The sequence below is a fragment of the Thalassolituus sp. UBA2009 genome (assembly GCF_002335285.1).
Classification (GTDB): Bacteria; Pseudomonadota; Gammaproteobacteria; order Pseudomonadales; family Oceanobacteraceae; genus Venatoribacter; species Venatoribacter alkanivorans.
The window spans coordinates 1-7,285 of record NZ_DDCJ01000149.1 but is presented as its reverse complement, the minus strand read 5'-3'; the positions used below and the strand labels follow the sequence as shown (position 1 = coordinate 7,285).

At 50.8% G+C, this 7,285-nt stretch carries 5 protein-coding genes; 2 read left to right on the top strand and 3 right to left on the bottom strand.

Annotated elements, in window-relative coordinates; translation table 11 throughout:
- Window positions 1–350: HAD-IIIA family hydrolase (locus B3P58_RS18215; protein ID WP_286719528.1), on the bottom strand; the 350-nt coding region annotated here is incomplete at its 3' end.
- Between the two features lie 242 nt (window positions 351–592).
- Here B3P58_RS18215 and B3P58_RS18210 point away from each other — a divergent pair.
- Window positions 593–2,269 carry a hypothetical protein gene (locus B3P58_RS18210; protein WP_286719526.1) on the top strand — a complete coding sequence of 559 codons (1,677 nt, stop codon included), beginning with the start codon at window positions 593–595 and terminating at the stop codon, window positions 2,267–2,269.
- A gap of 215 nt (window positions 2,270–2,484) precedes the next feature.
- Window positions 2,485–3,975, top strand: a complete 1,491-nt coding sequence (locus B3P58_RS18205) for a hypothetical protein (RefSeq protein ID WP_286719525.1) — start codon at window positions 2,485–2,487, stop codon at window positions 3,973–3,975.
- A gap of 251 nt (window positions 3,976–4,226) precedes the next feature.
- Here B3P58_RS18205 and glyS read toward each other — a convergent pair whose 3' ends face one another.
- On the bottom strand, window positions 4,227–6,287 hold the full coding sequence (glyS, locus tag B3P58_RS18200; protein WP_286719523.1) for a glycine--tRNA ligase subunit beta: 2,061 nt from the start codon (window positions 6,285–6,287) through the stop codon (window positions 4,227–4,229).
- Complete coding sequence (glyQ, locus tag B3P58_RS18195; RefSeq protein ID WP_286719521.1) at window positions 6,287–7,264, bottom strand: glycine--tRNA ligase subunit alpha; 978 nt, start codon at window positions 7,262–7,264, stop codon at window positions 6,287–6,289. The genes glyS and glyQ overlap by 1 nt, the downstream gene beginning before the upstream one ends.
- Between the last annotated feature and the right edge of the window lie 21 nt (window positions 7,265–7,285).

Below are 7,285 nucleotides of genomic sequence, written 5' to 3'. Positions count from 1 at the left end.
GATGTGTCTAACGCTTTTTCAATCTGATGAATCAGCCCTGGCAAGGGTTTTCGGCAATCACAATGGTCATCCGGGCCATGCGGACAGAAGGCAATATGGGCAAACCGGCCATTATGTTCTGCGGCCAGCGCGTTCATTTTGGCGTGCATCGCTTCCAGATCGGCAAGGCTGAAATGCCCCCGCGCCAGGCCACTTTGATTGGTCGCAACGGCGATGGTGTAACCGGCGTTGCACAAACGGCCAACCGCTTCAGCACTGCCAGTAATTGGTAGCCATTCGTCGACGGACTTTACAAAGTCGTCGGAGTCTTCGTTCAGTACGCCGTCGCGATCAAGAATGATGAGTTTCATTGGGCAGTCTCTTCTGTAAAGCCGGTTTGTGCCGGAGGGGTGCGGGCGGGATAACCGTCCACGGGCTTAACCAGGTGCAGCGATGAATTAAAAATATGTCAGTCAGTGCCAAGTCATGCATCTGGGCTGATACCTCTGCCTGAGTCTGGCGGGCAATGATGCCTGCCGTTAATCACAAATGATACGCTCGGTTGGCCTGATCCCTCAGCAAAAACTGACTTCTCAGCAAAAGGAATATCACTATGGAAAGTTCTCTTTGCCGGCGCATCGCCGGAACCTCACTGCTTAGTTTCGGATTGTTGCTCAGCGCCTGCGGTGAAAAAGCACAAAATGATATGGTTGCGGCGCAAGCTCCTGAGACCACATCCAGCAGCACCTGCAGCGGCACTTATCCCAGCTACTGGCAGGACCCGGCAGCTAAATTCAGCAATATGTGGAAAGGTCAGGAAATCAGCAACGTGCCGCCTGCTGACTGGCAGGGCCCGGTGTTCCGCATATCTGATAAGTATCCGCGTCAGCCGGTGGATGACCGTGCGGCACAGCCGTGGCGTGATGCACGTTTTGATGCCCTGTTCAGAACAGACACTCCGGCAGCGCAGAAAAAACAGCTGGCATATGACTACAGCTGGCTGGTGATGAAGTACATTCAGGACGGCAACGTTAACCGTCCCGGAGTCGAAGACTGGGATGTGTGTAACAACAACGTGCGTCCGTGGTACAGCATTCCTTTCCAGACTTACGATGCCATGAGCGGGCGTGAGTTTACCCACGGTCTGACCCGCGAAGCACCGGTCACATTCTCTACACCTCAGGGTGCGATCAACACTACCATGTGGGCGGTAGGCTTCTTTAATGCAACGGCCGCTTACACTCTGGGAACGGTTTGGCAGGCAGACGGCACGGCGAAAATTCCGGCTAAAGATGTGAGCTTTGATGAGGGCGCCGTTGTTGGTAAGCCGCTGTTTAATACCTCAACTCCGGAACAGCTGCCGGTGCTGGCGAATCAGCCCGCCTGGAATGCCAATATCTCCGATCCGTCATTCTGTAAATGCACACCTGCGAAGGGCAATGAGTGCACGCTGATTGAAGAAAGCCAGCAGTGTCCGCGCAGCACGACAGAGTGGAACGACGTGCGCCTGCTGCAGTTCGACTTTGCGGTAAAAGACAGCCGTGCACCGGGTACGCAGTGGGTATTCGGCACCTTTGTTGCCGATGGTCAGCGTAAGGCGAAAGAAGCCGATCCGTGGCTGCGTATCAGTCTGCTGGGTGTGATGTGGGGCAACGAAACTCCACCGGATGGCAAACTTGCGCACAACTATCCGCTGGATGTGAAAAAGAACGGTTTTATGGAAGAAGTTATTTTCTGGGATACCGTGAACGAACTGAATAAATACGGCGGCGCCAACCCGATGCAGCATATGGGACATTTAGGCTGTAATTATCGCCTGAATGGCCCGGCCGATAATGCCAACAGCTCGTGCATGTCCTGCCATGGCACGGCTTCTGTACCGGACAGCAATTTTGATACGCCGCCGCTACTGTCACAGTTTTCAGGTATCACCAAAGAATGCGTAACCCCTGATCCTGAAAATCCGTTAGTCGGTGTCGATCGCAGTGGCAGCAAAGCAACGGTGAATAATGGTGTCAGCTTTACCAATATCGACAGCATTTATTTTGCCAATGTCCCGGCAGCGGCACCCTTTAATATGATCGTTGAAACCGATAACGGGCCGGTTAATGTGATGGGCAATGGTGTACCGGATTATGCCAGCGGCCGTAAGAGCTGGATTTCACTCGATTATTCTTTGCAGCTGTCTATTTCATTAACCCAATGGATGCAGTGGCAGGAAAACAGTGATGATCCGGCGCTGGAGCGTATTAACTTTAAAGAACTGCGCCGTGGAGTGAAGGAAAATTAAGCTGAATTAATTTCAGTGAATGAAAATAAAAAGCCCGGCTGATTGAGCCGGGCTTTTTATTTATCTTGGACGGTTGCTTTCCTATCATGGGCTGCCTGATGTATCTCATAAAATCACCGAAGTGTTAGTCTAGGCAGTGTTTGTCCTGCTTATATTGGGGGTTTCACTTTTCGGGTGTTAGAATTCCCGCGTTAATAAACATGTAAGGATTACATATGTATAAAATGAGTGTAATTGTCTTAATTGCCACGCAGCTGATAGCGTGTGGGGGCGGAGGCGGCGGCAGTGGAAGTACTCCAGAGCCAAGAAAGCTAACAGAAAGTGAGCGATGGGGATGCGTTGACCCTATTGCAGATGTATCAGAGCAGGACCAATATGGAATTGCAGTTAAAAATGAAGAGCTCTGGAATTATTCGGCAAAACTTACATCACCTGTGAAGCTTGTCGATGCTGTTAATGGTGAGCAATTAAGACAACGTGCAAGCACTGATAATGTTTTATCTCATAATACTTTTGACTTCCAGGGTTATACTTACTTTACAGCAAGTCAATATGGTATCGCTAGTGGCGGTGATCTTCTATATGTATTCAATGAAACAAGCGAAAAAGCTCACAGGGTTGCTACTATAAAAAACAGCAGCTTTAATTCAGATGAATACGAATCACAAATCACTATTCAAAGGTTTCCTATAATCTATAACAATGAACTTTATGCTGTTTCAGGTGGTGAGGAGCTTTATAAAATACAAGGCTGCAATGCTGAATTGATGGGCTCTTTCGAAGGCAATGGAAATGTCTCCGTATCACTTACAAATGATGGTTTTTATTTAGACAAAGGAATAGATGAAGATAGTCGCGTAAGTTTTTTCTCTGATGGTGTGTTGAAAAAAGTAGGCTTTAACACTGATCTGAACCAAACTGGTCTGGAAATTTCGGGAAACATGGTTGCATTATATGAATATCTCGGATCAGAAATTGAAGTGTATCGAATCAATAATACAGTGGCAGAGTTAATATCCAGATTCAGTGTTGAGGGAGAAATTATTCGGGTTTCGGATATTGGAGTTTCAGATGCTTTCTCTGTCGTGATTTTAGTTGATGTTGAAGGACTTGGTTATGATTACTACGGATATAATAGCTTAAGTGGCCAGTTTGAAAAATTAGATGCGAAGCCTGTTGGCTATAAAAATCCTTATAATGAGACAGCAAATAGTTTCTTTGATGGTATGGACTACTATAGTTCAGAAATTCATTCTGAAGGCGGACAGTACTATCATTATTCGGGGCAAGACTCCAATAAATTCTTTGAGATAAAAGAGAATGAACTAGTTGATTTGACTTCTACTGAGTTGGAGTCTGCTTTAAATACAGGGTATAAAACTTTAACAATTAATAAAAACTATCTTGTTATATTTGATACAATCTCAGAGAAGAAGGGGGATGATCATTTCAATACCCCGGTTCAGTTACTGATAAAAAAATATCATATTAATTCTAAGGAATTATCTGAAGCAATCGAAGTAAATCTGGATCTGCCAGGAGGAACAGATTCCCCTACATATAGCTACTCATCTTTTTTCCTTTCAGATAGTGAGATATATTTTACTATTAATACGAACTCTTGGAGAGAAAGCAAACCAGAAAACATAAATGCTTTTAAGATTAACTTGGATACTGGTATTTCCACCATTTGGAAAGAGGACTGAGATAGAGATTGAAATGTAGAGAGGGAGCTTTGGCTCCCTTTCTATTATTTCAAATTAACTCTGCTGTAACAGCAAAATATCGGTGATCTGACAGTTGTTAAGGTAACTGCTGAAGACTGGATTTAGGCACCGGGCTTTTTATTCTTGGGTTACTTCACTTACAGCGCTGTTCAGCACCAGGGCAGTGAATAAAAAGGCAGCCTGAATCAGGCTGCCTTTTAATACCGTTACGCAGGTCAATTAATAATTAATTATCCCTGCAACAGCGAAATATCGGCGATACCGATAAACAATCCCTGCAGCTGCTTGAGTAGTGCGAGGCGGTTGTTTTTCACGGATTCGTCGTCGGCCATTACCATCACGTTGTCGAAGAAGGCATCCACCGCTACGCGCAGACCGGCAAGTTCGGTCAGCGCGGCACTGTAATCGCCCTGTGCCATTAATGGTTCAACAGCCTGCTGTTTGGTAGCAACCTGTTCGGCCAATGTTTTTTCTTCGGCCTGTGCGAGCAGGGCAGAATCCACGTTGGCCTCCACTTTGTCGCCACCGTTTTTCGCCAGAATATTCGACACACGCTTGTTGGCAGCAGCCAGTGCTTCGGCAGCGTCCAGTTTATTGAACGCGTGAACGGCCTGTACGCGGCGGTTAATATCCAGCGCGTTGGTGATACCCAGCGCACGGACTGACTGGAATACGCCGGCCGGAATACCTTCGTCAGCATACCAGGCGCTGAAGCGATCCAGCAGGTATTCGGTCAGAGTGGCTTTGGTTTCGGTTTTCGGTGCGGTTGCCCAATCCGAGCCAATGGCCCAGTCGATCAGGTCGCTCAGATCGATATTGATTTCTTTTTCAACCAGCAGACGCAACACACCCAGCGAGGCACGACGCAGGGCGAACGGATCTTTGGAACCGGTCGGAATCTGGCCGATACCAAACAGACCCACCAGGCTGTCGAGACGATCAGCCAGCGCAATCAGCGTACCGGTTTGGCTGGCCGGCAGCGCGTCACCGGCGAAGGCCGGCATATATTGCTCAACCATGGCGGCGGCAACATCGGCGTGTTCGCCATCGTGCTCAGCGTAGTATTTACCGGCCAGACCCTGCAGGTCGGTGAATTCGTACACCATGCTGGAAACCAGATCGTTTTTGCACAGCTGCGCGGCACGCTCTACCAGAGCACTGTCGGCACCGGTTACTGCGGCGATACGGCTGGCCAGCTTACCGATACGGCGGGCTTTATCGGCGATGGAACCCAGGCCATTCACCCACACCACGTTTTCCAGTTTGGCGAAACGGCTTTCCAGTTTCTGCTTACGGTCGGTGTCCCAGAAGAAGGCCGCATCCGACAGACGCGGACGGATCACTTTTTCGTTACCGGAAATCACCTGCGCCGGATCTTTCGATTCGATATTGGCGATAGTGATGAAGTTGGGCATCAGCTTGCCGTCTTTCATCACGTGGAAGTATTTCTGGTGTTCTTTCATCGAGGACACCAGTGCCTCCGGCGGTACGCGCAGGAAGTCTTCGTCAAACGAACCGGCCAGTGCCACCGGCCATTCGTTCAGCGCGGTCACTTCGTCCAGCAGGTCGGCGTCGATAACTGCTTCGCCACCCAGCTCTTTGCCTTTGGCGGCAACCTGTTCGTTGATCAGCGCCGCGCGCTCAGCAAAGTCGGCCATCACATAAGCGGCACGCAGTTTGTCCTGATATTCCGCCGGATTAGCGATGGTGATTTCACCCGGCGCGTGGAAGCGGTGACCACGGGAGGTGTTGCCAGCCTTCAGGCCCAGCACTTCGCCGTTAACTACCTCAGAGCCAAACAGCATCACCAGCCATTGCACCGGACGCACGAATTCAACGCGCGAAGCGCCCCAGCGCATACGCTTGGGAATCGGCAGCTTGTCGAGGCTGTTCTGCACGATGGCCGGCAGCAGCTCAACGGTGTTTTTGCCCTTAATGGTGCGCTGAATCATCAGCTTGCCATTGTCACCGGTCTGCAGATCGGCTGCGGTTGCACCGGCACGGGCAGCAAAGCCTTCGGCGGCTTTGGTTGGCTTACCATCGGCGTCAAAGGCGATATTGGCTGGCGGGCCGTAGAGAATTTCTTCCTGGTCTGCCTGCTGGGCTTCGAGTGCTTCGATGCGCACCGCCAGACGGCGTGGTGCGGCGAAAGAGACAACGGCACCAAAATTCAGACCGGCGTCTTTCAGGCCTTGTTCGATGCCGGAGGTGAATGCGGCAGACAGGTTTTTCAGCGCCTTCGGTGGCAGCTCTTCGGTACCCAGTTCAACCAGAAAATCTTGCTTACTCATTACTTCTTCTCCTGGGCAGCGGCTTTTTCTTTATCGGCCAGATAGCGTGCGAGCACGTCGGCGCGGTTGGCTTCGTCCGCCAGCGGGAAGCCTTTTTCGGCGCGGCTGTTGAAGTACGCCTGAGCCACGGAACGGGCCAGGGTACGTACGCGCAGGATGTAACCCTGACGCTCGGTAACCGAGATGGCGCCGCGGGCATCCAGCAGGTTAAAGGTGTGGGAGGCTTTCAGTACCTGCTCGTAAGCGGGCAGCGGCAGACCGGCTTCGATCAGGCGCGCACAGGTTTTTTCGTATTGGTCGAAAGCAGTGAACAGGAAATCGACATCGGCGTGTTCAAAGTTGTAAGCCGACTGTTCCACTTCGTTCTGGTGGAATACGTCGCCATAGGTCACGGCTTTGCCGTCCGGGCCGTAGGTCCACACCAGGTCGTAAACGGAATCTACTTCCTGCAGGTACATGGCAATACGCTCCAGACCGTAGGTGATTTCACCGGTCACCGGGAAACACTCAAGGCCGCCGACCTGCTGGAAGTAGGTAAACTGAGTCACTTCCATACCGTTCAGCCACACTTCCCAGCCCAGACCCCAGGCGCCCAGGGTTGGCGATTCCCAGTTGTCTTCGACAAAGCGGATATCATGCACCAGGGTGTCGATGCCCATGGCTTTCAGGGATTCGAGGTATTTCTCCTGAATATCCACCGGGTTTGGCTTCATCACTACCTGAAACTGGTAGTAGTGCTGCAGGCGGTTAGGGTTTTCGCCGTAACGGCCGTCGGTCGGACGGCGGCTTGGCTGCACGTAAGCAGAGCTCCAGTTCTCCGGGCCGATGGCGCGCAGGAAGGTCGCGGTGTGAAAGGTACCGGCGCCCACTTCCATATCCAGAGGTTGGTTAATCACACAGCCCTGTTCGGACCAGTATTCCTGCAGGGCGGCAATCAGGCCCTGGAAGGATTTAACGTTGTGGCGAATCTGACTCACGGTGGAATTCCTGTGTTGGCA

What these genes read in the sequence shown, in the direction of transcription:
- glyS (WP_286719523.1), bottom strand. Translation starts at nt 6,287, where the DNA reads ATGAGTAAGCAAGATTTTCTGGTTGAACTGGGTACCGAAGAGCTGCCA.
- B3P58_RS18210 (WP_286719526.1), top strand. Translation starts at nt 593, where the DNA reads ATGGAAAGTTCTCTTTGCCGGCGCATCGCCGGAACCTCACTGCTTAGT.
- B3P58_RS18205 (WP_286719525.1), top strand. Translation starts at nt 2,485, where the DNA reads ATGTATAAAATGAGTGTAATTGTCTTAATTGCCACGCAGCTGATAGCG.